The sequence below is a fragment of the Lysinibacillus sp. OL1 genome (assembly GCF_004332175.1).
Lineage (GTDB): Bacteria > Bacillota > Bacilli > Bacillales_A > Planococcaceae > Lysinibacillus > Lysinibacillus capsici.
Genome location: NZ_SJDS01000058.1, coordinates 1 through 347 on the forward strand (window position 1 = coordinate 1; position 347 = coordinate 347).

1 protein-coding gene is annotated in these 347 nt (G+C 62.2%); it reads right to left on the reverse strand.

Translation table 11 applies throughout. From position 1 onward, the window contains the following. A partial coding sequence (locus EW028_RS25480; protein WP_227745027.1) for a hypothetical protein occupies positions 1 to 347 on the reverse strand: 347 nt, incomplete at both ends.

Genomic DNA, 347 nt, shown 5'->3' on the forward strand with positions numbered 1-347 from the left:
GGTCTCGACCTGGGCAATTGTGTGCGAACGCAGATCGAGTGCGAAGGAGCCGGGGATGTCATCCATTGCGCCCGTGCGGCGTGAGAACTCGAGAAGTCGGCGCCACCACCCGAGCAATGATCGTCGATGGGTGAAGGAATGGGGCTTGCCCTCTCGATCGGCGCTGGTGCGGAAACCCTCGACGACAGCGCTCATGTCACCGTGGTCGAGTAGTTCGGGGTGATCGCCGTTCGTGCGCAGCGAGAGTTGCCGTGAAGCGATTTCGGCGGCATGAACGGTGTGCCGCAGTGTCGTCACGGGTGGGCGTACCTCGCGGCCGAATTGTTTGGTGATCTCTCGAAGCCATC